28 protein-coding genes and 1 tRNA gene are annotated in these 26013 nt (G+C 38.2%); 16 read left to right on the top strand and 13 right to left on the bottom strand.

The window, feature by feature from the left end; all coding sequences use genetic code 11:
• Positions 1-6: 6 nt before the first annotated feature.
• The 6 genes from J4526_01245 to hypE form a co-directional block, all read right to left on the bottom strand.
• Positions 7-1197 (bottom strand): nickel-dependent hydrogenase large subunit, encoded by a 1191-nt coding sequence (locus J4526_01245; protein WFO75548.1) that lies wholly within the window; start codon positions 1195-1197, stop codon positions 7-9.
• Between the two features lie 2 nt (positions 1198-1199).
• On the bottom strand, positions 1200-1592 hold the full coding sequence (locus J4526_01240; protein ID WFO76273.1) for an NADH-quinone oxidoreductase subunit C: 393 nt from the start codon (positions 1590-1592) through the stop codon (positions 1200-1202).
• Positions 1593-1657: 65 nt separating this feature from the next.
• Positions 1658-2107 carry an NADH-quinone oxidoreductase subunit B family protein gene (locus J4526_01235; protein ID WFO75547.1) on the bottom strand — a complete coding sequence of 150 codons (450 nt, stop codon included), beginning with the start codon at positions 2105-2107 and terminating at the stop codon, positions 1658-1660.
• 125 nt (positions 2108-2232) lie between these two features.
• Entirely contained in the window at positions 2233-4557 is a 2325-nt protein-coding gene (gene hypF / locus J4526_01230) for a carbamoyltransferase HypF (protein WFO75546.1), read from the bottom strand.
• Positions 4558-4598: 41 nt separating this feature from the next.
• Entirely contained in the window at positions 4599-4841 is a 243-nt protein-coding gene (locus tag J4526_01225) for a HypC/HybG/HupF family hydrogenase formation chaperone (GenBank protein WFO75545.1), read from the bottom strand.
• A 12-nt stretch (positions 4842-4853) separates the two neighbouring features.
• Positions 4854-5888: a hydrogenase expression/formation protein HypE gene (hypE, locus tag J4526_01220; protein WFO75544.1), complete on the bottom strand. Its 1035-nt coding sequence runs from the start codon at positions 5886-5888 to the stop codon at positions 4854-4856.
• A gap of 153 nt (positions 5889-6041) precedes the next feature.
• Between hypE and hypD the strand changes: the two genes are divergently transcribed.
• From hypD to J4526_01195, 5 genes are all read left to right on the top strand, one after another.
• Complete coding sequence (gene hypD / locus J4526_01215) at positions 6042-7184, top strand: hydrogenase formation protein HypD (protein ID WFO75543.1); 1143 nt, start codon at positions 6042-6044, stop codon at positions 7182-7184.
• Between the two features lie 125 nt (positions 7185-7309).
• On the top strand, positions 7310-7708 hold the full coding sequence (gene hypA, locus J4526_01210) for a hydrogenase nickel incorporation protein HypA (GenBank protein WFO75542.1): 399 nt from the start codon (positions 7310-7312) through the stop codon (positions 7706-7708).
• 3 nt (positions 7709-7711) lie between these two features.
• Positions 7712-8470: a P-loop NTPase gene (locus J4526_01205; GenBank protein WFO75541.1), complete on the top strand. Its 759-nt coding sequence runs from the start codon at positions 7712-7714 to the stop codon at positions 8468-8470.
• On the top strand, positions 8467-9009 hold the full coding sequence (locus J4526_01200) for a hydrogenase maturation protease (GenBank protein ID WFO75540.1): 543 nt from the start codon (positions 8467-8469) through the stop codon (positions 9007-9009). The genes J4526_01205 and J4526_01200 overlap by 4 nt, the downstream gene beginning before the upstream one ends.
• Positions 9006-9533, top strand: a complete 528-nt coding sequence (locus J4526_01195; protein WFO76272.1) for a macro domain-containing protein — start codon at positions 9006-9008, stop codon at positions 9531-9533. Before J4526_01200 ends, J4526_01195 begins: the two co-directional genes overlap by 4 nt.
• Here J4526_01195 and J4526_01190 read toward each other — a convergent pair.
• The gene (locus J4526_01190) at positions 9479-10681 is read right to left on the bottom strand and encodes a glycosyltransferase (GenBank protein ID WFO75539.1); all 1203 of its coding nucleotides are present in this window, start codon (positions 10679-10681) and stop codon (positions 9479-9481) included. The two genes, J4526_01195 and J4526_01190, sit on opposite strands and share 55 nt — an antisense overlap.
• Positions 10682-10696: 15 nt before the next feature.
• Entirely contained in the window at positions 10697-10951 is a 255-nt protein-coding gene (locus tag J4526_01185) for a hypothetical protein (GenBank protein WFO76271.1), read from the bottom strand.
• Positions 10952-11045: 94 nt separating this feature from the next.
• On the opposite strand from J4526_01185, the gene J4526_01180 reads away from it, so the two are divergent.
• Positions 11046-11120, top strand: a tRNA-Arg gene (locus tag J4526_01180).
• 67 nt (positions 11121-11187) lie between these two features.
• Here the strand turns inward: J4526_01180 and J4526_01175 are convergent.
• Positions 11188-11967, bottom strand: coding sequence for a hypothetical protein (locus J4526_01175; GenBank protein ID WFO75538.1), 780 nt, complete (start codon positions 11965-11967; stop codon positions 11188-11190).
• A gap of 170 nt (positions 11968-12137) precedes the next feature.
• Here J4526_01175 and J4526_01170 point away from each other — a divergent pair, with 170 nt between their 5' ends.
• Together J4526_01170 and J4526_01165 are read left to right on the top strand one after the other, a co-directional pair.
• Positions 12138-13112: a DHH family phosphoesterase gene (locus tag J4526_01170; GenBank protein WFO76270.1), complete on the top strand. Its 975-nt coding sequence runs from the start codon at positions 12138-12140 to the stop codon at positions 13110-13112.
• The gene (locus tag J4526_01165; GenBank protein ID WFO75537.1) at positions 13105-13338 is read left to right on the top strand and encodes a DUF131 domain-containing protein; all 234 of its coding nucleotides are present in this window, start codon (positions 13105-13107) and stop codon (positions 13336-13338) included. Before J4526_01170 ends, J4526_01165 begins: the two co-directional genes overlap by 8 nt.
• A gap of 3 nt (positions 13339-13341) precedes the next feature.
• Here the strand turns inward: J4526_01165 and J4526_01160 are convergent, their stop codons facing one another.
• Positions 13342-14172 (bottom strand): DUF2258 domain-containing protein, encoded by an 831-nt coding sequence (locus tag J4526_01160; GenBank protein WFO75536.1) that lies wholly within the window; start codon positions 14170-14172, stop codon positions 13342-13344.
• Positions 14173-14305: 133 nt separating this feature from the next.
• Between J4526_01160 and J4526_01155 the strand changes: the two genes are divergently transcribed.
• The 3 genes from J4526_01155 (at position 14306) to leuS (ending at position 18144) form a co-directional block, all read left to right on the top strand.
• Positions 14306-14548 carry a hypothetical protein gene (locus J4526_01155; protein ID WFO75535.1) on the top strand — a complete coding sequence of 81 codons (243 nt, stop codon included), beginning with the start codon at positions 14306-14308 and terminating at the stop codon, positions 14546-14548.
• A 15-nt stretch (positions 14549-14563) separates the two neighbouring features.
• Entirely contained in the window at positions 14564-15034 is a 471-nt protein-coding gene (locus tag J4526_01150; GenBank protein ID WFO75534.1) for a hypothetical protein, read from the top strand.
• A 92-nt stretch (positions 15035-15126) separates the two neighbouring features.
• The gene (leuS, locus tag J4526_01145; protein WFO75533.1) at positions 15127-18144 is read left to right on the top strand and encodes a leucine--tRNA ligase; all 3018 of its coding nucleotides are present in this window, start codon (positions 15127-15129) and stop codon (positions 18142-18144) included.
• Positions 18145-18146: 2 nt separating this feature from the next.
• Here the strand turns inward: leuS and J4526_01140 are convergent, their stop codons facing one another.
• Entirely contained in the window at positions 18147-18812 is a 666-nt protein-coding gene (locus J4526_01140; GenBank protein WFO75532.1) for a hypothetical protein, read from the bottom strand.
• Between the two features lie 181 nt (positions 18813-18993).
• On the opposite strand from J4526_01140, the gene J4526_01135 reads away from it, so the two are divergent.
• A complete protein-coding gene (locus J4526_01135) occupies positions 18994-19983 on the top strand; it encodes a bifunctional phosphoglucose/phosphomannose isomerase (GenBank protein ID WFO75531.1) in 990 nt (329 codons plus the stop codon).
• Here the strand turns inward: J4526_01135 and J4526_01130 are convergent.
• Together J4526_01130 and J4526_01125 are read right to left on the bottom strand one after the other, a co-directional pair.
• Positions 19970-20824 (bottom strand): geranylgeranylglycerol-phosphate geranylgeranyltransferase, encoded by an 855-nt coding sequence (locus J4526_01130; GenBank protein ID WFO75530.1) that lies wholly within the window; start codon positions 20822-20824, stop codon positions 19970-19972. The two genes, J4526_01135 and J4526_01130, sit on opposite strands and share 14 nt — an antisense overlap.
• A 110-nt stretch (positions 20825-20934) precedes the next feature.
• Positions 20935-21423 carry a hypothetical protein gene (locus J4526_01125; protein WFO75529.1) on the bottom strand — a complete coding sequence of 163 codons (489 nt, stop codon included), beginning with the start codon at positions 21421-21423 and terminating at the stop codon, positions 20935-20937.
• Positions 21424-21523: 100 nt separating this feature from the next.
• Between J4526_01125 and J4526_01120 the strand changes: the two genes are divergently transcribed.
• The 4 genes from J4526_01120 (at position 21524) to J4526_01105 (ending at position 25946) form a co-directional block, all read left to right on the top strand.
• Entirely contained in the window at positions 21524-23152 is a 1629-nt protein-coding gene (locus tag J4526_01120; protein WFO75528.1) for a M28 family peptidase, read from the top strand.
• A gap of 82 nt (positions 23153-23234) precedes the next feature.
• A complete protein-coding gene (locus J4526_01115; protein ID WFO75527.1) occupies positions 23235-24698 on the top strand; it encodes a proline--tRNA ligase in 1464 nt (487 codons plus the stop codon).
• 89 nt (positions 24699-24787) lie between these two features.
• Positions 24788-25030: a hypothetical protein gene (locus J4526_01110; GenBank protein WFO75526.1), complete on the top strand. Its 243-nt coding sequence runs from the start codon at positions 24788-24790 to the stop codon at positions 25028-25030.
• 187 nt (positions 25031-25217) lie between these two features.
• Positions 25218-25946 carry an MBL fold metallo-hydrolase gene (locus tag J4526_01105; protein WFO75525.1) on the top strand — a complete coding sequence of 243 codons (729 nt, stop codon included), beginning with the start codon at positions 25218-25220 and terminating at the stop codon, positions 25944-25946.
• Positions 25947-26013 lie beyond the last annotated feature (67 nt).

Raw genomic sequence — 26013 nt, 5'->3', positions numbered from 1 at the left:
AACGCTTCACCCCTTTGATGCAAGCTTCTTTAAGGGAACAAGTTTCCTTGAACCCTCTGCCAAGTCTATAACGACAACTCTCTCCATACAAGATATGCACGGATCGAAGCTAACTAGTATAACAGGTAAATCAGCTATACTATGTTCTAGGTAAACAAATCCTGTGTTGATGATATTATTGTATGATGGCGTCCTTATTTTTACCCTATAGGGATTAGGCTTTCCATCACTCTTAACATAATATGTTAGCTCGCCACGAGGTGCTTCAACTCTAGTAAATGTCTCGCCTGGCGGGAATCTCCGTGGCAACCGTCTTTCATCAGGAACAGCTTTACCATCATTGGGCAGGTTTTCAAGAATGTATTTACATATCTCCAGAGAAACAAGTGCTTCCTCCCAGCGTACCATCATTCTTGCCCAAGAATCTTTTTCTTTCCTAACAACAATTTCGAAAGGTACCTCGCCATAGGCATCGTATTTATCGGATTTCCTGACATCAATATGTATGTTTGAAGCTCTCGCAATAGGCCCTACAAGAGAATGTAATGTAACATCTTTTGGCTCAATGATACCGACATCAACAAGCCTCTTGGTTATCGTAACATCTTCTTCGAATACTTTCATGTAATACTTTATTTTAGGCTCAATTTTGTCTAGTATCTTCAGTATCTTCTCCTTTTTCGCGTCATCAATGTCTCTACGCACACCACCAACCATTATGTAGTCTGCTAGAACCCTACAGCCCGTCAAGATCTCTTTAGCCTTCATGATCAGTTCTCTATCTCTCATTATAAGCATAAACAGGGTCTCGTATCCAACAATTTCCGCCATAACAGCGTTTATCAACATGTGGCTGTGAATTCTCTCTAATTCCTGTGCAAGTGTTCTAAGATACCTGGCTCTATCACTAGGAGTCACACCCAGGATTTCTTCAACAGCTCTTACGAAGCAGTCGGCATGAACAGTGTTACAAATTCCGCAGACTCTACCGACAAGAAATATGTCTTTATAGAAACTCCTTTTTTCACAAAGTTTTTCGATACCACGGTGATTATAGCCAGTGTTTATCTCGACTTTAACTATCTCTTCTCCTTCAGCATAGACTTTAAGCAAGAGTGGTTCATGGAGAGCTGGATGTTGGGGTCCCACTGGTATCTCTAGGACTAGGGGTACCTCAATTATCTTATCAACTGCCATGTCTAGACACCGGAGTCTTTTCTTAGTGGGTAAATACCCTTCTCGGCTACTTCTATTGGGACAAAGAATCCTCTCTTCAAATACTTATTGCCTCTAAACACTATACCCAAGAGATCATGAGCTTCGCATTCACCGGGAAGAGCGCCGGGTACTAAGTCAAGAATACTATCTATGACTGGCTCTTCTCTAGGGATTTTAACACGCAACACTATAGTTTGCTCATCCGGAATAAGCGTGATATAGTAATCTATTTGAAACAATTTATCAGAAGGATAATCTGTGCCGACTATTGTGTTCAAGTAAAAACCTTCGTCACCAAGTTTTTCTTTAAGTAAACCAATAATTTTACGTAGATTTTCCGAGGAAATCTCTATAACTATTCTATCGGGTTTCATAGAATAGATGCTTATAGCATAGTCCTTCAAGAACTCTAATTGTTCAGGTAGAGAAGCTTCGGTGCTCAACTGCTTTGCACCTCTTTCTTCTCCTTCTTAACAAAATCAATACTCTTTAATAGCTTAACTATACCATCTAGAATAGCCTCTGGTCTAGGAGGACATCCAGGTATGTATATGTCTACTGGCACTACTTTATCAACACCTGAAACCATTGCATATGATCCTTGAAACACTCCTCCAGAACATGCACAAGTTCCTACGGCGATAACAAATTTGGGTTCCGGCATTTGCTCATAGAGTCTCTTAAGCCTCTCAGCAGCCTTCTTAGTAACACCACCTGTAACAACAAGAATGTCTCCATGTCTAATAGATGGGGCAAGCTTTATGCCAAATCGCTCTGGGTCATAAAGAGGAGTTATTGCTGCAAGAACTTCAATATCACATCCATTACACGCGCCAGTATTGAAGTGTACCAGCCATGGTGAGTAACGGATTATCTTTACTCTACTCATGTTTACAGCACCTTAATTAATGCCCAAGTAAACTTATCAATGGAATTAAAAAATAAGCATTAAGTTTGGTTAGCCTAACAGTAAAACTTAACTAATGGAACGATAGTGGGGTATAAACAGATTACTTATTGAGATTTACTATAAAGAATTGCTGCGATCTGCCCTAACGCTATACCACCATCATTACATGGTATCTTACGAGGAAGAACTATTTTCATACCCTCATTTGCCAAGACATCCTTAATTCCTTTTACTATTATCGTGTTAACTGTAGCGCCACCACCTAATACAATAGAGTTCTGAATACCTCTTCTACCCTTGATGTTTTTAATAACAACTTCACCCAATGTTTTCCCAAGATTATACTGGATGGTATATGCTATATCATGTGTGTTAAACGAGTTTCTTTTCTCGACAAGCTCGAGGTAAACACTAGTTGTATTAATAACATATTGTCCTTCAGTAATGCTTATTTTTGGAAGGAAATGATCCATGCCTAGATATTTGCCGTACATGCCATGAGACTCAAGGGTTATTGCGGGTTCTCCTTCATAACTTCTATACGGTGCTATATTTAGGAAAGCAGATATTCCATCAAGAAACCTACCTGTACTAGAAGTTTTTGTGTAAAGACCCCTGTTTATCACAGTATATAGCATACGGAGCTCTTTTAGGCCTCGGGGAACAAGTTTTTCAAGACTATAGAAGCTGATTATTTTCTCTATCTCATTCCAGTCGAGAACCCTTGACAGTACTGAGACAAAGAATCTAAGAGGGTAATATATTGATCTCTCACTATCTAAAGGCTGATAAGCTAGGTGTCCAACTCTTGTATAGGTGCCTTTATACGTGTTAACAAGTAGTATTTCTCCACCCCAAATAGCTCCATCATCGCCATAGCCGGTGCCATCAAGAGCTATCCCAATGAATTCTCCCTCAATACCTCTATCAATAGCAGTGGCTAGGACATGTGCATAATGGTGTTGTACTTCGATAATTTCTAGGTTATATTTCTTTGAGAACTCGAGCCCTAGTTTTCTAGAATTATATAATGGGTGTTTATCAACAACGATTATAGAGTCTTTCAAGTTAATCCTGTAGTTGTCTATGAAAAACTTAAGATATTTGAGTAGGTCGCGAAGTGTATCTTCATCATCTAAGTCGCCTATGTATTGTGTTAGAACAGCTTTATCGCTAAAGCCTATACCGGCGGTCATCTGAAGGTCAGCGCCGAAAGCTATGACATTTTTTTCTAGTCTTCTTGGCAACTTAATCCATAGAGGAGCATATCCTCTAGACCTACGTAAAAGTACTGGCTCGCCGTCGGTAAACCTCAGAACACTATCATCAACTCTATTCACAATTTCTCTATCGTGTATCAAGAAGTAGTCAGCTATACTCGATAATTTCTTAAAAGCACAATCTTCATCGATACACATGGGTTTTCCTTTCATGTTACCACTGGTCATTATGAGAAACTTGTCCTTGGTCTCCATTAAGAGGAGATAATGCAGTCCAGTATATGGGGTAAAGATGCCTTCATAAAACATTCCTGGAGAGACCAATTTTGACACTGGCGATTCTGGTTTCTTAGGCAATAAAACTATTGGTCTCTGCGGCGATGTGAGTATCCTCTTAGCCTTGTCATCTAGATAAACTAGTTTTTCAGCAATTATTGTATCAAGAACCATTACAGCAAATGGTTTCCTGGGCCTATTCTTTCTTTTTCTAAGTTTTTCAACAACATCATCACATGAAGCAAGTGCTGCCAAATGATATCCTCCTAAGCCCTTCACAGCAATAATGAACCCCTCTTCTATAAGCTTGGCTGCATCACGGATAGGATCCTTGGTATCTATTCTCTCGCCCTTATTATCCATAAGCCATAGTCTTGGCCCATCTCTAGGACAACTAATTCCCTGGGCATGATATCTCCTAATATCATGTACGTTAGTGTATTCAGCAAAACAATCATTACATAGCCTATACTTCCTCATGGAGGTGTTTTCACGATCATAAGGTACAGTGTACATCATTGAAAATCTTGGACCACACCAAGCACATGAATTAAATGGGTAACGGAACCTTCTATTGTTTTCATCAAGTATTTCTTTTAGACAATAATCGCAGATAGCGAAATCAGGGGGTATCATTGATTTCTTTAATGTATTCCTACCGCTCTTTAGGATCTTAAACTCCTTATAGCCAATAGGGTTCTCCTCAAAAACTTCTATTTCATCTATTATAGCTGGAGGTGGAGTCTTCGTATAGAGTCCTTTTATGAACTCTCCTATGCTAGTACCCGTGCCCTCGATAAAGACTTCTACTTCGGCACCACCAACATTACGTACATAGCCTGTTACACCGGTTTCTAGAGCTAGTCTGTGAATAAATGGTCTAAAGCCCACACCTTGTACAATACCTGTCACGATAAGCTTAAAGGCGGGCATGAGAAGACCCTTAGAATACTCATGTTTTCTCTTCTAGGGAGTTATGAGCTGCTTAGAAGAGCTTCTTCAAGTTCTCTCCATAACTCTATAACGTCTTTTACTTCTGACTCATCGATTTTAGAGATGGCTATACCGGCATGGACTATCACGTAGTCACCAGGTTTTACTTCTTCCCCGAAAGCAATTACTATATCAGATAGAACACCGCCCATTTTTACCTTAGCTATTCTTAACCCGTTTTCCTCCTTTACATCAACAACCTCGGCTGGAACGCCTAGGCACACCTGGTTTCACCGCTAGCATATTCTCGGGACATTGACTGATTTAGGTTCAATCAATACTGTACCTCCAACTTCAGTATATGCTACTACTTTGCCTTTAATAACATCATCTTCGGCCTTCTTAACCTCTCCAATGATGGTGGCGTATTTTTCTCCGTGCCTATGGAGTTCTGCAACAACTTCCTCGGCTACACTTTCATCTACTGCCAAGACAGCAACGCCTTCACATGCCATAGACAATGGGTCGACGCCTAGTGCATCAAGAAACTCCTTGACTTCATCTCTTATGGGAACAAGGGATCTATCAAACAGTATATAGAGATCTGTGTCTTTAACCCACTCACTTAATGTTGCAGCAATTCCCCCACGGGTAGGGTCTCTGGCAGCATGTATGTAATCAATATACTTTTCTACTACCGGGAGCACTGTCCTGGTTAATGGGCGTGAATCGCTCTTAATATCCTTGATCTCGTCTAGCAATCCCAATTGTGCAGCCATAATGGCTGTTCCATGTTCTGCGATAGTGGATGTTACAATGATCTTGTCTCCGGGAGAGATTTTATTATCTATTATAGGTTTTTTCGTGAATCCTATTCCAATACCTGTAATAACAATCTTATCTATACTACCATGGGGCATGACCTTAAAGTCTCCGCCAATGAGTGCTAGTCCTTCGGACAAAATTATGTTAACCATTGTTCCAATAATTTCCTCTAGATCCTGCAGAGGAAAACCTTCTTCAACGACAATAGTGTCCATAAAAGCCACAGGTTTCGCGCCCATGACAACGAGATCGTTGATAGTACCTGAGGCAGCTAGACCACCGATGTTACCTCCCGGAAAGAATATCGGGTTGACTGTGAAGCTATCAGTTGTCACAACAATGTATTTGTCCCCGGTTTTGATTACTGCTCCATCATCGAGAACATCGATCCCAAACCCGCCACTTGTTTTTCTTCTTTCAACAGGTACCCGGGATACGATAAGCTTCTCTATAATCTCCCAGCTCTCTTTAGCTCCTCCGCCATGTGATAGTTTTATGTACTCCATTTACACGAACACCGCGATGCATAATGCTATCTAGATAACTCTAGTTCTGAATTTAGGAAAATAAGATATTATGGCGTAGTGTTTGTGTTCTAATGAAAGGAGAATATTTAGTACAAAGAGGATAAGCGTGTTATATAAGGAGGGTCTCGTGGAGTGAAACTAGTATTCAAAATAAAGAGGCTTTATGAAAGAAATCCTTCTGCGAAAAATATAGTTGACAACATTGCTAAAATAGCAAATCAGCTGAAGCAAGAGGGCTTTGAGCATATAAAGATAATGAATTTCTGTGGAACACATGAATGGACTATATCCCACTACGGTATACGGTCGCTTATGCCAGATAATGTAGAACTTATTGCTGGTCCTGGATGCCCTGTCTGCATAACACCTGGAAGCTATGTCAGAGAATTAATACGTCTCTCCTTTGAAGGATACAGTATACTGACCTATGGAGATGCGTATAGGCTGCCTACAGGAAATATACGTGACAAGATAAGGAGCTTGGCTGACGCAAGATCTCTTGGCGGCGATGTAACTATAGTCTATAGCTTTCTTGATGCAGTAAAGATCGCAAAGAAAAATCCTGGAAAGAAACATGTATTCTTCGCTATAGGTTTTGAAACAACAATGCCTAGTACAGCTGAGCTCTTGTACAGAGATCTTGTTCCAGAGAATCTCCTTATACTAAGTGCGTACAGGTATACACCGCCAATAATGAGGTATCTCCTAGAAAAAGTCAAGGATGTTGAAATAAATGGTGTCATAGCGCCTGGTCATGTATCAGCAGTAATAGGGTCTAATGCCTGGAGGTTTTTGGCTGAAGAATACAATGTACCAGTTATAGTCTCGGGTTTTGAGCCAATAGACGTGCTGCTATCCATACTACTGATATTAAAGCAGATCAAAGAAAACAAGGCTAGACTTGTAAACGAGTATAAGAGGGTTGTAAGACCTGAAGGAAACTTGTATGCAAAAGAAATTATGAAGAAAGTCTATGAGGTTAGAGATGCTTACTGGAGAGGAATAGGTATTGTCCCGAAAAGCGGCGGCTATCTTTCTAAAAACTATGAGAAGTATGATGTAATGTTGCAACTTGGTGTAAAGGAAGAATATTTCAAGGATGTACTCCCGGGATGTAAGTGTGGAGAGGTATCCCTAGGGAAAGCAAAACCCACGGATTGTCCATTATTTATGAAGACTTGTACTCCGGAAAACCCCTATGGTCCTTGTATGGTGAGTATAGAGGGTACTTGTAGGATATGGGCAGAGAATGCTCCGTTGAGAATAAACTTATGAATGTAATGGGAAAATCTATAGTATATTTATGACATAGGATTCACTCTTTGGGTTCATTACAGGAATTTTCTTTAACCTATGAGTATAGGTTGTAGAAACCAAGGTCTCTAAGAGGTACTAAAGCCTTGCATGAATGGGCTCTTGCTGAAGCAATAATTGATTATGTCAGCAAGGTTCTCAGGGAGAGGAATGCGGTAAAGGTAAAAAGGCTTGTGCTTAGAATAGGAAAGCTCCAAACCATCGATAAGGAAATACTTGTCTTTGCATTAAATAACTTAGCTAAAGAATATGATATCAGTATTGATGAAATAATAATGCGTGATGAAGAAATAACTTTGAAATGTAGGAAGTGTCTTACACAATGGACGCTTTCTCCATCACAGCTCCCCGAAGATATAAGAGAAGCGATTCATTTCGTTCCCGAAGTGGTTCATTCTTTTACTAAGTGTCCTAAATGCGGCTCGCGTGATTTCGATATTGTATCAGGTCGTGGATTAAGTATAGAATCTATAGAGGTTGTCTAAGCCATGGCTAAATTAGAAGATATCGATCCTAGAGTCCTGGTCATTAAAAAGAGGCTCAAGGTAGTTAGCGAGATAATACCGGTAATGAGTTCCAAGGGAGGGGTAGGCAAGACTGTTATAGCGACAACAATAGCGTTGCTTCTAGCAAGAAAGGGAGTATGTGTCGGTCTCCTGGACCTTGATATAACAAATCCCTCTACACATATAGTGTTGGGTATCAATCCAGCAAGCATAGTACCTGAAGAAGAAAAAGGAGTTATACCGCCTAGAGTTCATGGAATAGAATACATGACCATAGCATTCTACTCAAAAGACAATCCATTACCATTACGTGGCACAGAAGTCGATGAGGCGATCAAAGAGATTCTTGCTATAACTCGTTGGGGTAGATTAGACTATCTTATAATCGATACGCCACCCGGGTTATCCGACCCTGTTCTTGATGTACTTAGCTACATGGATAAAATAAGCCCGGTCATTGTTACAACACCGAGCCCGTTATCACTAAAATCTGTTGAAAGACTTCTGTTTATGCTTACTGAAGCGGGAATTACTCCTAAGGGTTTAATTGAGAATATAGCTAATAAACCAAGTGAAAGAATTATCGAGATTACAAAGAAATACAATATACAATACCTAGGTAACATACCATATATCGAGAACTTAGATATAATCATAACTGACCCAGAAAGACTTGTTAAATCTGATTTCGCCAAGAAGGTGGACAGCATCGTTAGTAAACTCGTGGAGGCAAACAAATGACTGATAAGAAAAAATACCATGTATATAAAGTCGACGATCATGCTTTGTATGAAAAACTTAGAGAGATATTATGCAAGAAATCTACAGTAATAGCGTGTGTTGGTACAGAGTTAAGAAGCGATGATAAGGCTGGAATAATCCTGTACAATATGCTTATACATAGTTTAGAAAATTTAGATAATGTTGTATTATGTGAGTATGGGATTGAGAACTGTCTTGTTGAAATAGAGGAAAAGAAGCCGGAGACCCTAGTGATAATTGACGGTATTGTCGCTAATGCACCACCCGGGGCCATCGTAATCGCCCCTCTTGAAACTATAGATGAATCCTTTTTAGCGACAACACATAACATACCATTGTCTTTATCTATAAAGTTCCTTAGGAGCATGGGATTAGCTAAAGAAGTAATAATTATTGGTGTAAGAGTTCAGTCGCTGGAACTAGGTGAGGAAATAAGTCCTGTTGTTGAAAAATCTACTAGGAAGCTTGCCTCTAAGATATCTATGGTGATTAGAGAATGTATGAAACAAAATGTATGAAAAATATTGGTGGTACTGAAATAATTGTTGTTAAAGGAGATATTACGAAGATGGATGTAGATGCTATAGTAAATCCTGCCAATAGTTATATGGTGATGGGTGGAGGAGTGGCTTACGCCATAAAGAAAGCGGGGGGCCAGATAATTGAGGATGAAGCCCGAAAGCATGCACCAGTACCAGTAGGCAAAGCAGTTGCTACAACAGCAGGAAGACTGTCTGCCAAATATGTTATCCACGCACCGACTATGGAGAGACCTGCTATGAGGATCGGTACAGAACAGGTAAGGCTTGCCGTCAAGGCTGCATTGGAGAAAGCAAAAGAATTAAACATAGAATCAATCGCATTCCCTGGCATGGGTACGGGTGTAGGAGGAGTTCCGTACAAGGATGCTGCAAAAACTATGGTTAATACAGTAAAGGAATTTTTGAGAAACGTCAAACATAGTATAAGAAAAGTATATCTAGTCGGCTATACCGAAGAGCTTGCCAATGCTTTTTGTGAAGCACTTGAAGAAGAACAGTAATATGGTTCCTCGACAACCCTGTTTTTCCATGAAAGCTTCTTCTTGTAGGCAGCCGCTATAATCCCTAGGGCAAGAATTATCCCGCCGATTGGTATTGTTAATGTATAGAGTGGATTGTACTTGTTTATCTTTGCGCTTATGTAGTGTGGGTATAACATTATGGTGTATGCTAGTATGCCCAGCATAGTTAGTATTATGGATCCATTGAGTAATCCAAGGCCAAGAGATAGTAATGGCATTGTATAGCCAAGAATGATGAGTATTGCTCCGATAATAGATTTTCGTCTCTTTAAACCGTATCTCCTGAGAACTCTTGCCAATACATTAATGTTTTCACGTATACTATCATGCCATTTTGTTGCAATAAGATCCCATCCCCGGTAAACCTTTATGTTGACACCATTCTTCTTAGCTATCTCGGCGAAATCACGGTCTTCAACAATACTCTTCTTAACAATCTTATGGGTCCCTAGTTTCTCATAGAGCTCTCTGTTTATACTCCAGCAACAACCGTAGTACCATGCCAACCTATGTTTCTTGTCGCAAACTCTGTTAAAGCCTAGGAAGGCGTGTGATATAGTGGTTAATACTGTTTCTATGATTTTACATACACGTGTTCTACAATGGAATCTTGGGGCTAGAGAAGCTATTGTGTTAGGCGGAGTGTTAGCGGCAAGGTATTCAACTATACTCCCATCAACAGGTATTGTATCTCCATCTATGAACACCAGTGTTTCACCAGAGCTAAACAGATAACCTGTATATAACAAGTACGGTTTAGGAGCCCAGTCTTTAGGGATCTCGTTGACTCTAATATACTTCAATAACCCCATGGAACATCTTATTAATTGCTTAATAGCATTAGGTGTTTCATCAGTACTTCCATCATCAACTACCATTACCTCGATACCAGGTCTCGACTTAATATAGGAGAGAAGCTTGTCCAGCAGTTCTCTGAGAGTAACCCATTCATTCCTTGCAGGAATTATTACTGATATCCTTCCTGGGTACCGTAAAGTCTTTAGTTCACTAATATTCTTCAAACTGGAGGTATACCAAGAGGATGCTTTGATCCATACAATAATATCGATTAGTGTCAGTATACCAACGATAACCATTATTGTATGGTAAAGTATAGAAATCAACATTGGCTATGTAACCCATTACTCTTCTTCTTCAATAGCAAGAGCCCCAAGTTTTTCAGCTGCAAGTTCATCGACTTCGTTATCCTTAGCTTCTCTAAAATGCTTCTTCTCAAGTTCTTTTATCTTCTCGTAGGCATCCTTAATCTTGACCACAGGAACATAAATTATATCGCCATCACTGGTCTCCATGAAGACAGCATAAACTTTCCTCTTATAATCAACAACCACGTGGAGACAAGGATAATCACTACAGCTATACTCTTCACTCAAAATACTCACCAAAACACGATGTCCTTCCCAGCATATACAATATAGTATTAGAGAACACCTAAAAACCCACCTAGATAATTAGGGACAATCTAGAAGAGGGCCCGTAGCCTAGCCTGGATAAGGCGCCGGCCTCCGGAGCCGGAGATCCCGGGTTCAAATCCCGGCGGGCCCGTTGTATAAAGTTATTGTTGTTTTGAAATATAGGCTAAGTAAGGCAAGTTTGTTTACTGTTGTTCTTCTTAGTCTAGGGGTTGTATGAGGTATTCTTTGCAATACTTGTAGAAACTCCATCTACCGCCTCCTAGCCTTATGGTCTTCTTAACTTTATCTATATCAATAGGGTACATTGATAATATTGCATTAACGCCTTTATCAAGTAATGGTTTTGGGTAAATGTTGGCTGTAGGCCCAATAAGTATCTTTTTAGCTTGGCTTCCAAGATCCAAAATGTAGTCTATAGTGTCATTAACAAGTGTTGCCCCTGTAATTATTAGTGTTCTAGCTTTTGGGATAATTCTTGGCGCCATGGTATCAGGATAACAGTTATATCGTGTACACGGGTTTCTTTCAAGTACGGTAATGTCTGTAAATCCTCTATTCTGTAATTCGTTTACCAAAGGAGCCATATTCCCGATAACGACAATAGGTTCCTCGACTAGATGTGTTATTGAAGAGAAAATAGGGTCTTCATAGACAACAAAATCTTCCCTAAATCCTATTCTCCATAAAAGATAATTAGATAATGCATTAATTAATGCGACACCAAGGGTTTTCTCAATAGGGTTCAAAGAAGATACCAGGTCTACAATATTATCTTCTCCGGGCTCATTACCTATTCTAACTCCTAGGCCAATAATATCCTCAATAGGAGTAATAGCTACACCAAGAGACCTACCGTAAACACCATTGATTTCTACATAACTATACTTAAGACCAACAACATAATCGCTAACCTTTATTTCTTTATCAAATTTATTAATTAAATCAATAACACGTTGCGCAATAAGATCGATTAACATTGTAAAGCACCTAATTATAAGTGTTTTCTCAATCTATAATTATTTATGGCTTAGTTCTTGTTATCTCTTAGAGATCAAAATAACTATAAATATGTTGTTAATTTAATGTGAGTCATGCTGATTCAGTATTCAAAGATATTAGTTAATTGTTCCAAAATACTATTTGGTGCATAGTTGTGAGAGCTGTTTTATTTATACATGGTGATAGTGATGGAATTTGTTCAGGTGCTTTAGCATATCATGTCTATAGTAGAAAGTACGAACATGTGGATATAGTGTTTACACACCCTGCAGGTCTTTATGAGGATCTTATGGAATTTGCCAGTCCAGGAGACCATGTGTTCATAGCTGATATAGCTTTAAGTGAACCCCATCTTGACGGGATCCTGAGGGTATTCAATGAATTTAATAGACGTGGAGAAATAGTATACATAGATCACCATCCAGAACCTCTTGGCTTAAATGTAAAAGAGCTGCCAGGAATAATTATCCATGATACATGTTGTTCGGCTTCAGAACTTGTTTACAAATATTTTGAGAACCAACTAGATAGCGATTATACAAGAATAGCATTGTATGGTGCTATAGGCGATTATCTAGACGATACACCATGGGTTAAGAAAACACTGCTTAACTGGGATAAGCGGAGCGTCTATTTTGAGGCAGGAGTGTTGTCTCAAGGTCTTGAAGCTTCTAGAAAAATGTATGACTTCAAAAGACATGTAGTCAAACACCTAGCAGACAACAGGCTCCCAAGTAGTTTAAGTGAGCTCCTTGTCAGAGCCCTTATAGAGAGTATTAATGAAGAAGAAATGAGAACATGGGTTAAGAAAAACGTTAATATACTTAATAATATAGGTTACGTAATTAATCCACCGGGAAGTCTTGGCAGAGCAGCTAATTTCGCAAGAGCATATTCTGGAAAAAAGATTGGCTTGGCTGCATCAGTACATAAGAATGTCTATGTAATGAGTCTTAGAAGTGATGGCTCGATTGATTTAAATAAACTGCTTAGAAGATTGGCGGTAAAATTTAATGGAACTGGTGGAGGGCACCCGGTGGCAGCTGGTGCACGTATACCAATAAATAAATTCAATGATTTCCTTAGAGAACTAGATAGAGAAGCTGGTGAAGAACATGCTTGATACATCGTTACCATTAGCAATCATTATTATAGGGATTTTACTGATCATAGTAGGACTATTTGTTCTTACTAGGACAGGTGGCGGGAAAAATGTTGAAAAGGAATATGGAGCCGTTATAGTAATTGGACCTATTCCAATAATTATTGGCTCAAGTAAAAAAGCAGCGTTGATAGCAGGGGTCATAGCTATTCTCATGCTTATATTGTTTCTAGTATTGCTAATATAGGATCTATACTAGTGATTCCATTTTAGATTGAAGTATAGATCTCGCCTCATCAGCACTGATCTTTACGGGTTTTGCTTTAACTAGTTCATCAACTAATTTGTTTGGATCATTTCTATAGTCTTCTAGAGAACCGGAGAGTTTAATGTAAATCTTGTAAGCCTCGCCAGGTTTCGGTAGGATGACTGCTTCAGCAATATAAGCTCCGCCTCGTGCTTCAATGGATGCTACACCAATATTCTCACCAGAACTATTCTTTATCTCGAAAACAACACCGCCCTCCATAGTCTCTCCTACTGGTGCTGCCTCAGCAATAACCTCCTTAAGATCTATTTCGGGAGGTTTTTCCTCAACAGCAGGTTTCTCCTCAACTTTAGCCTCTTCAGGCTTTGCTTCAGTAACCTCTTCTTTTTCTACTTTCTCAACTTTTTCTCCACGCATCATCGCTTCGGCTTCCTCTTGAGATGGTGCGACAGCATATTGTTCTTGTATTTCCTTAAGTTTCTCATCTATGGTTTCCTTTACTATCTTTGCGACTTGTTCGTCAGGGACACGTTTAAAGTATTCTATTCTTAATGTATCATAATACCATTTAATTCTCCCATCTTCTACATCGTATTGTACTCTAATTCTAACAACATCACCTTTATCTGCCTTCAGTTTTTCAACTAGAACAATATAGATTAACCTATTTATTTCACCGCTTGCACGAGCTATTTCTCTCGCAAACTCTTTATTCTGTTTTACAAGATCTCTTAGTTGAGCAAATAGCGTTCTTCTTAACTTGTCTGCATAAGCACCTGCGATCACAAGTCCTGTGCTTAGTTCTTTAGGCATAAACTATACCCCTCACGATACACTCATGTATTAGATTTCTATACACTAGATTTATTATTTTGATAAAACTATAAAACTATTATAGTATATAGTGTTAGAGCTGATAATACTTAATAGCTATATGGTGGGGTTGTTGGGGGAGAAGGTAGTTTTCGAGGGAGTAGTTGTAGGTTTTGAGAAGGATGATGCGAATAAGTATTTGGTTTCTCTCCAAGGGAGTGTTGGCAGTGAATATAAGAGTTTCTACTTGGCTGTAGATGAAAAAACGTTTAATGAGCTCATGAAACTCGGAGTCGGAAGAATGATTCGTGGCGAAGGGGAAATCTTGGCGGATAACCCTACTATAGTGAAGCTTCTCTCACTTAATGAAACCTAGGGGGGACGATGATTCTTGACAAAAATTCTCCGTCGCCCACCTCGTATAAAAGTTCTTGAGGCGCTTGGAGCTATTGCTGATGGCAGGATAAAAGTTAGGAATGATGAAGCAGAAGTAGTTTCTTCTAATGGTGAAAGAGTATATAGAGTGATAGTATCTCGTGACGGGCGTGTATACTCAAATGATAACGGTACCTATTATCGTGGATACGTGGGCTACCCTATTATTGCTTTTCTTATGTTAAAAGGAATACTGCCTTACGATGAGAAAATATCAAAAGCTCTCGCGGGAATACCGTGGAAGGAACTTAATGAGACATACAAGAAATATGCTATTGTTGAAGAAATAGTGTTAAGACAAGCAGAAGAAAAAGGCGTTTCAAGGCAATCAGTACTAGATTTTGTAAACATAGTCCTAAAGAAGTTATCGAGCCTTAGACTAGTATATGATGAATCTCTAGCCAAACAATCGAGATTACCTCTCTAGATAAGTACTTAAACCCTCTTCTCATGTATAAACTCCTTTAGACAAGTAAGGTAATGTTTATAAAGAATTGAGTATGTTAAGGGTGGTTGGTGGTGCCTATTGTTGAAGCACCGGAGACTATACGTGAGTACATTTCTTGGTTAAACAGAATAGCTGAGAAATGGCGTAAGATTTGGGATGAGAAAAAAGTCTACGAAACTTCTCCTACAAATAAACCAAAATTCTACGTAACAGCTGCATTCCCTTATCCAAATGGTATGATGCATCTGGGACATGCAAGAACGTATACTCTAACAGACATCTATGCTAGGTTCAAGAGATTAGAAGGATACAATGTTCTCTTCCCAATGGGATTCCATTACACAGGAACCCCCATATTAGCTATGGCTGACAAGATAAGGGAAGGCGATGAATCAACCATAAGGTTCTTCAAGAAAGTCTATGGACTCAGCGATGATATAATTGATAAAATGAAGGATCCAATGTTTATGGTCCGCTTCTTCCATAATGAAATAAAAGAAGCAATGAAGATAATGGGCTATAGTATTGATTGGAGAAGAGAATTTACTAGCATAGACCCTGACTTTAGTAAATTCATACATTGGCAGTTCAAGAAACTCTATGAGAAAGGCTATATAGTTCAAGGAACTCATCCTGTGGGCTGGGACCCGGTTGTTGGAACACCAGTAAGCAGTCATGATACCAAAGGTGATGTGGAACCCGAGATCGGTGAGTTTACATTACTATTCTTTACACTTGAAGACGGTACAGTAATGCCTGCAGCAACACTACGTCCCGAAACAGTATTCGGTGCAGTAAACATCTGGGTAAACCCTAAGGCGAAATACGTTAAAGCGTTAGTAAACGGTATGAAATGGATTATAAGTAAAGAAGCAGCTTTAAAGCTCTCTCATCAGCTCAAGAAAGTTGATGTAATTGAGGAGTTTGAGGGAGAGAAGCTTATTGGATTAAGAGCGAGGAACCCTGCTACCGGCTGGAGAGTACCTGTTCTTCCAGCAAGATTTGTTGATCCAGATGTTGGTACAGGTATAGTAATGAGTGTTCCAGCACATGCTCCTTATGATTATGTTGCTCTCAAAGAGATTCTCAATGATAAAGAACTTCTTGAGAAACTAGGTGTAGATCCTGAAGAGCTTAAACCCGTTCCTGTGATAGAAGTCCCTGGATTATCCAGAACACTTGCAGTTGATGTAGTAGAGAAAAAAGGTATAAAGACTCAGGATGAACGCGATCTATTAGAAGAAGCTACAAAAGAGGTATACAGTATCGAGTTTAAAAACGGTATAGTTCTACGTGAAATAGTTGAGAGAATCGCTTGTGATATTAGTGATGAAAGTGCTCGGCGATACATAAAAGGGGCGGTTCTTTCATTAATTGCAGGCAAACCAGTACCTGAGGCACGTGAAGCAACAGCTTTATGGCTAGCTAATTCTGGTCTAGCTGATAAGATGTATGAAATAATTAATGGACCTGTCTATAGTAGATGGGGCAATAAAGTAATAGTAAAAGTTCTTGAAAACCAGTGGTTTATCGACTATGGTAAAGAAGAATGGAAAAAACTTGCTAGAGAAATAATTGAGACAATGAAGATCATACCAAGCGAGGTAAAGAAAGACTTCAGAGAGACAATAGAATGGGTTAGGAGAAGAGCTTGTGCTAGAACAAGAGGACTTGGTACAAAACTTCCATGGGATGAAACATGGGTTATAGAGAGTTTAAGCGATTCAACAATATACATGGCATTCTACACAGTAAACTACATCCTTAGGAGAAACAACGTAAAACCCGAACAACTCAACGAGAAGGTATGGGATTACATTCTATTAGGTAAAGGTGATCCAGCTAAGATATCTAAGGAAACAGGAATACCACGAAAAGTACTAGAAGAAGCAAGAAGGGAATTCGACTACTGGTATCCCTTAGACTCCAGACATAGCGCGAAAGACCTCATTAAAAACCATCTAACATTCTTCATATTTAATCACGTAGCGATATTTCCTAAAGAGAAATGGCCCAGACAAATAGTTGTCTATGGTTATGTATTATACCATGGCCAAAAAATGAGTAAAAGTCTCTATAATGTTATACCGGTAAGAAGACTAGCTAGTGAATTAAGTCCTGACGGACTAAGACTCGCTATAGCGTTAATCAGTGAAGTAGACCAAGATCTAGACTTTCGTGAAGAGCATGTCTATGCAGTTATAGAGCAAATGAAGCGTATACATAGTCTCATAAACGAGTATAAGGATATAATTAGAGAGTATAGAAATAAAAAACTAAGTAAACCTTCTAGAATAGAAGACTTATGGATACTCAGTATTATTTACAAAAGACTTGATGATGCTAAAAAGTACTTAGATGAATCAAGAATTAGAGCTGCTGGAAACATTATATACTATGTTATTGAAGAGGATGTTAAGAAATATATAGAATTACTGAAGTCTCTTGGAAGATATCTTGACGAGGACTCTAAAGTAATCCTCGCTAAAATATTTGATGCCTGGATTAGAGCTTTATCACCGTATACTCCATACTTTGCGGAAGAATTATGGGAGACAATAGGCGGAGAAGGCTTAGTAGTGGAGGCATCGTGGCCAGAGATTCCTGAAGAATATGTTGACCCGGCATCTATTATCGGATTAGACTATGTCAACAGGCTGATTTCGGATGTTAAGGAAATAGTTAAGGTTAAGAAAATGAAGCCTGAAAAGATAATCATACATGTTGCTTCTCCATCCGATTACTCATTATTAAGAAAAGCAATAGAATACATTGAAGAATCAAGAATAATGAGAGAGTATGTGAGAGAGATAGTAGCGTCTAGTGATGATAAAAAGAGGGCAAGCCAAATTGCGAGACAAGTATTTGAGCTTGCTTCAAACCTATCTCCAGACATAAGGAGTATTATTAAGAATATCGAGTTTGATGAAAAGACTATAATAGAACAACTGAAACCTTGGATAGAAAGAGAAGTTGGGGCTCCTATAGAAGTCTATTATAGTAATGATGTTAATGCGCCCTATGTTGGTAGGAGAAAAACAGCAATACCGCTAAAACCAGCTATATACATTGTGTTTAGAGAAGAATAATTTCAATAAACAATGACGTTATTTTTGTCTATCGCAACATATTTTCTCTCAACTAAAAGCCCTAATATGTTCCTGGCTTCACTTCTCTTCATACCCAAATTATAAGCTATAATGTCAATAGCGTCTCTAACAGTTAATGAACCATAATCAACTATAGCACTTCTCAGTAAATTCAATGCTTCTCCAAGTATTCCCGAAGGACCTTTTGATAACCCTATAAATTCAGGGCTTATAACTATGCGGAAAGAACCACTACTTGTCCTGAGAAGATATTCGTGACCATAAATCTTATGTAATGTAACTTTCATCCATGGTTCAACAAGTTTTCTTTTCAATGGTGGAGTTGTTAATACTATACAGTTGCCTCTACATTTAGGCAGGTTTGGCGGCTCGTAGAATATAATGTGGTTTTCTGTGTCGTCACATAGTATTCTGGTAGTCTCATCTTTATAGTCAAGAATTATGATATTATCTAGAACAGCGTTCTTCACAATGTTTTTACTCGTTATCTCAAAAAGATTTTCTTTTAATGGTTTTCCTTGAATAACAAATACTTTGTGATCACGTGATGCGAGAAGTGCAAAATAGACTGTTAAAAGCTGCTTAGCATTAGCATCGTGCCCTACTATCACCCAGCATCCCTTTAGCATGCTCCAAGGAAACTTCAACTCTCAGTGCCCTACGATATAGGTTTTCTTAAAAATTGTGCTCATCTAGGCCTGCGTTAGCTCATCCCATATGGTCGCTGGGGTCTAGGCTTTAATCATCGCCTTTCTAGTAACCTAATACTAATATATCGGGGGTCTTATCCTTTTACCCTAGAGAATTGATCCATGGGTGATATTTGTCGTGGAGGAACTCTATCTTGGCTGGATAGAACAGATGGAGCGTGGCTTAAAGAAGTGGGGTGAAGTAGGAGTTAGGGAGAAGCCTAGAATTGTAGTAATAACTGGAATGGGCGGGAGTGGTTGTGTTGGTGATTATGTATATACTTTGGCTCGCATGAAAGACAATAGTGTACCCGTAATAGTTTCAAAAGACTATAAGCTACCAGCTTTTGTCTCTGAAAAAGACCTTGTCTTCGTGATAAGTTATAGTGGGAACACACTTGAGACGATAAGTGCTTACAAACAAGCACTCGCTAGGAACACGAATATCGTCATTATTACTAGTGATGGATATTTAGCCAAAGAGGCTGAGTCTCGTGGTATACCCTTGGTAAAAGTCATTGAGGGAATAGCTCCACGTACAGCTCTACCAGAAATGCTATATGGTGTTCTAGGAGTGCTTGACGTAAGTGGTGTTAGTATTGTCGGTAAGGAAGAAGCGACTAATGCTCTTGAGTTCATTAAAGAGAACATGAAGTATGCTATGGAAGAAGCATATAAAATTGCTGTAGAGATCAATGAGAAGAAGAAAGATCTAGTAATAGCAACACATACACCACTCGAGGTACTTGCTATAAGAGGTAAGAATGAATTTAATGAGAACGCAAAAATACCCGTGAAAACTGATGTATCTCCCGAATGGGCACATAATGACATTGTTGGGTGGGAAGAGCCTTATAGAAGAGACTGGTTTGCATTACTAGTAGTGGATCCTGAAGACAAGGCTGGTATGAAACTAATTGAATTCATGAAGACCATATATAGTGAAGCAGGTATTGAAACATATACAGTAGAGTTAAAGGGACGTACACTGCTAGAGAAATTACTCTATGGCAGTCTATTACTTGGACTTGCTAGTGTTAAACTTGCTAGACTACGTGGACTAGATCCCTTGGAGACGAGGAATATAAAGAGGTATAAGAGTATAGTAAAAGAAATCATTGGATCCTAGATAGCAGGTACCCTATGAGCGCTAAGAGCATTGCTTTTATCATATTGTTTTTAGCCTTGTGGGCAACTTCTTTATTTGGATTAATATAGACTTTAAATGCGTTTGCTGTAAACCATAATCCAGCAATGCCGAGCATTATTGTATAGATGATACTCGCATAACCCATGACACCTAGAACAACAGCTATAATTGTTCCAATAATGCTAAAGATCAATGCTGCTTTTGCAGCATTTTTCTCGCCATACTTTATGGCTATAGTTGAATACCCTAATTTCTTGTCACCTGCTATATCAGTTATAGATTTCGTGAACTCTCTTGCAGAATTTATCAGGAATATGACAACAATAAAACAAATATTGAACAGCAGATATTCCCTAGGTAAGCCTGCAAGCACATAACCATATATAAACGGTGCAGTTGTTCCAATGCTTACCATAAAGTGACTCCACCAATATCTTCTCATGAAACTATAAGAATACGCTATTATCGATAATACTAGTACTGTGAAAAACGCTATCTGCGAAATCAGTAAGTTGATGAGTATTGCTATTGTTAGTAAGACTAGGCTCAATGTCAAGACTGTTACTGGTGATACTAACCCTTGAGGCAATGGTTTCCACGGCTTATTTATCTTATCCGCCTCTAGGTCAACATAATCATTTATGAGCATTGATGCAGAACTTACTAGGAATCCTGTCAAAAACCCTATAAGACAAGTATGCGTGTTGAACATGTAATTGTTGTTAACTAAAAATGCAAATACTACTGCGAGCCCTGTCATGAAGCTATTTAGTGGTCTTGTCATCATAATTATGGCTTTTATCTTACTTCCCAAACCCATTAAGTACACCTCTTTCACGGATAAGAATATTAGTTGGGTCTCGAAGATAAAGTTATCATAGTGATGAAACGACGGTCTCCAGAACAGGTATGTGATGAAGAGTATTCTCCTTACTGATTTTCATTATGTTTATGCTTAGCTAAAGTACTTAAAATATGAGATAATGCGTTGCTAAAGATTGTTGTCCTATCGGGTGTATTTGCCTTATAGTATTCTGAATACTTTCTGGCATCAAGCGATGGATAATCGTCCTTGTAGTCTTTTATAGCATTTTCTATAGTCGGATCCTCTATGATCAGAGCAATTGGATTTACAGGTGTTCTCCATTTTTCAGTGCTATGCTTTGTTTTTATCAGTGCCTTTAAGATTTCTTCATCGCTTTTATCCTTGTTTTCGATAATTGTCTTATAGTAAGGTGTTATATAGTGGGCTAGCATGAGTCCTTTCAACTCATTATTTTTAATTATGTGGAATTCTTCTATTTCACTATTATCAGTTAAAACAGCGTGTTGACCCTCGATAATATTGTATCCTTTCTCCTTAAGATATTTTATAAAGTTGTCTAGATCCTTTACATTCATTACTAGTAGTTTAGCCATGATAATCACCGTAGGCATAGGATGTATTGTAACTACTATTTTATTTAATGACGAAACTATGTTTATAAGTTATGGAGATTGTAGGTGAGGTGCTAAAATAGTGAGTTTAAGTATGATCCCCAAGGTCATGTATAGTGAGACTATAACTGGCACGTCACAAGAAAATGTTGTTGCTCATGAGCTTAAACATATATTAGAAGATATTGGTGTCGATGACGTAAAACTCCAGCCAGTCAATGTGTTGTCGTGGAGAGAGGAAGAATGTTTTATAGAAACTCCTCTAGGAACAATGAAATGTCATGCATTACCATATAGTTTATCTGTAGACTTAGAAGCACCAATAGTTTTTGCTGGATATATTGGGGACAAAATATATGTCAATAATGATGTTTCTGGTAAAATAGTAATAATACCTTTCCCCGAAGACCCTGATGACGCTAAATATGTTGTTAACAAACTTTTTGCCAATAATGTTGTAGCAGTTGTCTTCTATGATGAAAATCCTGGTAGGTACAGAAGGATTGTGATAACAGGTGTTAACGGATTTCCGTTCGAAAAAGGATTACCTCCGCTTATTCCTGTAGTTAGTATTAGGAAAGAAGACAAGTTATTTATTATGAAAAAACGCGTAACAACCATAAGACTTTACGTTAGAACAAGTGTTGTACATGATGCCGTAGGGTATAATGTTGAAGGTATAATTAATGGGAGTACAGATGAAGAAGTTCTTGTAACTGCTCATCACGATCACTGGTTTACTGGTTTTTCAGATAATCTTATTGGTGTCAATGCTATACTATGGGTTGCAAAAAGATTTGCGAGAGAACATATGAAGAAGACGTTACGGATCATATCATTTACTGCCGAGGAATCAGGTGCACCTAATTATGCAGGCTGGTACTGGTCTTGGGGGAGTAGATGCTATATTAAAAACAGGTTCAGAAATATAGACAAAATATATGCTGTGATCAATATTGATGCAGTATTTATGAATAAGTTTAGAATATCAGCGAATCCTTGCTTATACAAATCATTATTTGAAATAGGTGAAGAACACGGAGTTACAAGTGATAGAATTGAGCTTGATTCACCGTACTTCGATAGCTTCATGTTTACACTAAATGGGATACCTGCATTAACAATACATACTCTCCAAGAGCTTCGTTTGAACTATCATACGAATCTTGATGATGGCAAGGAGGTATCTGAGGAAACAATTGTGAACCTTAATAAATTTGTTGAAAATATTGTTTACACACTATGTACTCGAAACGTTTACCGTTTAGATGGATTTTACTATGAAGTAGCCAAGTATCTAGAGAATAAAGAAGATCTACCTCTTGAAGCAAGAATACTCTTAAATAAATTCAAACAGCTAATGTTGTATCCCAATAAAATCGATACGGCAGAAATAATTAGATTGCTAACAAGAAGTTTCGTAAAAGCATATGCTATCCATAGTATAAATGGAGACTTTTCCTCAATATTCATTCCTGCTTTGGCTTACATCAAATTAATCGAGTCTCTATATGAAGACTCTATTATTAAAGATGATGTCTTTGTTGTAGGGGAAGAAAAGCTGTTACTACCTGGTGTAGAAATAAGGCATAACGAAAAAACTATGATGTGTAGTGAGATTAAGAAAATTTATCGGAGAATGTTTGTTAATGAAATAAGAAAGGCTATTCATGTCCTTGATGAAATAGTGTTGAATACAATAAAGCATTAAAATGAGTTAATATATTGATTGTTTTATAAGTCACGTATGTTAGTAGATGTGTTTCTACAGAAACCAATAGGTGGGTAATGATATGTCAGCGAAGGATAAGAAACAGGGGAAATATCTTTTCGATATAGATAAGTATGCGGAATTTCCTCGATGGTATCAAGAAATTCTACGCGAAGCAGAGATAATGGATACTCGTTATCCAGTAAAAGGAATGTATGTGTGGAAGCCATACGGATACAAGGCTCTAAGGAACATACAGAAAATATTAATTGAACTCCTTGAGAAAACAGGGCATGAGGAAGCTTATTTCCCAACTATGATACCTGAATCAGTGTTCTCCAAGGAAAAAGATTTCCTCGAGGGTTTTGGTGGAGAAACTTATGTTGTTGAAGGTACCAAGACAAAGAAGTTTACTGAAAGACTTTACGTGAGACCTACTAGTGAAACAGTAATGTATTACATGTGGAGTCTTTGGATAAAAGGGTGGAGAGATTTACCTGTAAAGATGTACCAGATAGTAAATGTATTCCGCTATGAAACCAAAGCTACACACCCCATTCTTAGAGTGAGAGAAATAGTATCGTTTATCGAAGCACACACCGCTCATGCAACAATGGAAGAGGCCGAGAAACAAATAAAAGAAGCCATAGAGATCTACAAGAAGTTCTACGACGAACTACTAATACCGTACTTCATAGTATTAACACCACCTTGGGACACGTTTTCTGGAGCTGAATACAATTACGACTTCATAGCACCCATGCCTGATGGTAAAGCTCTTGAATTAGGTTCAGTAATCAATCTTGGGCAAAAATTCGCGAAGGCATTCGAGATAAAATTCAAGGATAAAGATGGTACTGAGAAATACGTTTACCAAACATGCTATGGTGTATCCGAACGTAGTTTAGGTATAGTAATTGCTATCCATGGTGATAACAAGGGCTTATTCTTCCCGCCTAAAATAGCACCAATTCAAGTAGTTATCGTACCTATTGCGACACGCGAAGAAAAACATATAGTTGATTATGCTTATGAGGTCAAGAACATTCTTGAAAAACATGGTATCAGAGCATACGTTGATGACGACCCAGAACATACTCCTGGATGGAAATACTATTACTGGGACATGAGAGGTGTTCCGACGAGAATTGAAGTTGGTAGAAGAGAGGTAGAAAACAAAACTGTTACTATCGCAAGAAGGGATAGAAGAGAAAAGAGAACAGTAAAACTCGATGAGTTTATAGAGGCTCTTAAAGATGTATGGAGAGACATAGAGAACGTACTTTATCAGCGTGCTTTAGAACATGTGAAGAAAATGACGATGTACGTTGATGGTACCGAGCTCGAGAAATACTCTGGTAGAAAAGGATTAATAATAACTCCATGGGACGAGACCGAGGAGTGTGCAGAAGAAATAGAATCTATAACAGGTAGAGGAGTCTTAGGTACAATTGTCGAATCGCCTATAGAACTTCCTAAGAAAGGAAAAAGCGTATGTGGAGGAAAAGAAACATCAAAGTTTGCACTTGTAGGGGTAACATACTAGTTGAAAACAGCTAGTAGCGGTTATGGAAACAAAGAGAAGGTAAAGTTTAAGAAGGATACAGAGATACTTCTTTTCCCTAGTGATTAACCATGTCAGACTACATAAAGCAATTAAAAACCTTAATCATAGCAAAACTACCTGGATACAAAATACTAGATAGAAGCCCTAGTGTTTTCCAAATAATTAAGGATAACAATGTTGTAGCAACAGTAAAAGACCAAGGAGAATTCGTGATAGTAACAATAGCTAATAAAGACTATAAATACGACAAATGGTATACAAAACCAGAACATCTTGCCAATGTATTAGTAAACTACTTTGTTAAGAAATAAACATAGTATTTTTCGCAAAGATACAAGATAAAAATATTTACACCCACCTCCTCTATTCACATCGAGTATTTTGTAGTCGTAATTATGTTTCAGTCAAGCACGATTTATATCTTCTAGTATAGAGAACCTAATTTAGGTGTAGAGAGTATATTTGAGAAACCATAGGAATGATCTGGTGTAATTTGTTTTGGCTACGAATAAAAGAAGCAATGATATAACCATAACGGTTATTGTCAATGATGAAACTAAGCATAAAATGTTAAAAAGAGTACATGGTCTTTCATTGTATATTGAAGCCTATGGATTAATACTCGTTTTCGACACAGGTCCTTCAAGTGATATACTGCAGTATAATTCTGAAAAGTTGAATATAGATCTAAGCCTTATTGATGCCGCTATAATATCGCACACACATTCAGACCATATAGGGGGATTACCATACATAGGATGGCTGGCCCCATCCTCTTCTGTATATCTGCCCTATGATCCAGGTTCTTCGGTAATTGGGTATATCAAAAAGCAAGGATTAAGGCCATGTGAAGTACTCGACTGGCTATCTATAACAAGCAGGATTTATGTGACAAAACCATTCTATGGTCCACCATGGGAACAATCACTAGTAATACGGAGTAATAAGGGGTTACTAGTTATAACAGGATGCAGCCATCCCGGAATAAATAATATTGTTGAGGAAGTGATGAATTATTTTAACGATGAAGTTCATGGTGTCATAGGTGGTTTACACTTAGCAAATGCTCCAGATAATGTTATAGTTCAAACAATAGACAAACTTATGGAAAAAGTGAATATGCTTGTTCCTCTTCATTGTAGTGGGAGGCGTGCAATAGATTATGTTGTTAAAAAATATAATGATAAAGTAGTTATTGCTGGCGCAGGTGATTTAATAGAGATTTAGAGGAAGCACTGTCTTTATTATAATACAAATTTCCGAAAAGGTGGCCAATGTGGAAAATGGCACGTCC

This window comes from Desulfurococcaceae archaeon MEX13E-LK6-19, from assembly GCA_029637525.1.
Lineage (GTDB): Archaea > Thermoproteota > Thermoprotei_A > Sulfolobales > Desulfurococcaceae > MEX13ELK6-19.
This window is presented reverse-complemented; position numbering and strand designations above follow the sequence as displayed.